Genomic DNA, 1241 nt, shown 5'->3' on the forward strand with positions numbered 1-1241 from the left:
GGCGACTCAGAAAACAATACACGCCCCACACCCCCAACGCAAATCCACCCCAACAACCACCCAACACACCCCCAAAAAACCCCCGCCAGCCCGCCGTCGAACACCACTCCGTTCATTCATCAGCCTGGCTAACGTGACCACTTTCGATGACGACCGCGCGCACTGGTGGGAGGATGGGACGCATGGAACTGCACATCACAGGCGATGCCGCCGCCGACCAGCTATTGAGCGACGATGCTTTCGCATTGCTGACCGGAATGTTGCTCGATCAACAGGTGACCATGGAGTCGGCATTTGCCGGTCCAGAGAAGATCCGTTCGCGCCTTGGGTCACTGGATCCTGGCACGATCGCAGACTACGACCCCGCGGGCTTCGTGGAGGTATTCAAAGAACGCCCTGCCGTACATCGCTTCCCAGGCTCCATGGCCGGCAGAGTCCAAGCCCTCGCCGAAACGGTACACCGGGATTGGAACGGAGACGCTGCGGCAATCTGGAGCAGCGGCAATCCCGACGGAGCTGAGGTACTTCGCCGGCTCAAGGCCTTGCCAGGGTTCGGGGAGCAGAAAGCGAAAATCTTCCTGGCCCTCCTCGGTAAGCAATGCGGCCTTCAAGCAAACGGATGGCGGGAAGCAGCTGGGCACTACGGCGAAGAGGGCTCATACCTCTCTGTTGCCGACATCGTGGATCCCGATTCTTTGGTCAAAGTTCGCGCCAGCAAGCAAGCGGCCAAAGCGGCGGCAAAGGCTTCTAAGACAACGAACGCCTAATCACTCCAGCGTTGACGGGTAGCTGTCGCGCGATCATGTCCGGCCTTCCAATTCCTCCAGCTTTTCCAGATAGGCGCTTTGGCCCGCCCCTAACGAATATGGCTGCTCGAAGAGTATGGGTACGGAGCGGAACCGAGACGCCTAGGGGGTAAACACGGACGGCAAGGAAGGCGCCGACTTCAAAGTCTTGCTTCGTCGGCTCCACACCTCACCCGTCAGTGATGAACTGGCCATGGACTCCAAAACCCGACTCTTCCCACCCGGGATGCGCCGCTAGCAGTGATGAGGCCTCGATGGATGGACAGTCGAACGTCAGTTAAAAAAGTGAAGGCCTCCATGGTGGTGGAGGCCTTTGTCTTGGGTTCAGCGTTGGCAGGCTTCTGGTCGTGTTTGGTGTGTCGTTTAAATGTGGGAGACCCCCCGACCCGGTGTGGGTTGGGGGGTCTCGACCTAATGTGTGTCCGGCGGTGTCCT

General features: G+C 59.3%; 1 protein-coding gene. It reads left to right on the plus strand.

The features are described 5' to 3' along the window. Positions 1-173: 173 nt before the first annotated feature. Complete coding sequence (locus ACFX4T_RS25590; protein ID WP_377655227.1) at positions 174-767, plus strand: HhH-GPD-type base excision DNA repair protein; 594 nt, start codon at positions 174-176, stop codon at positions 765-767. The last annotated feature ends 474 nt before the right edge of the window (positions 768-1241 follow it).

The organism is Paenarthrobacter sp. YIM B13468, assembly GCF_042788025.1.
In the GTDB taxonomy this organism is placed as follows: domain Bacteria; phylum Actinomycetota; class Actinomycetes; order Actinomycetales; family Micrococcaceae; genus Arthrobacter; species Arthrobacter aromaticivorans.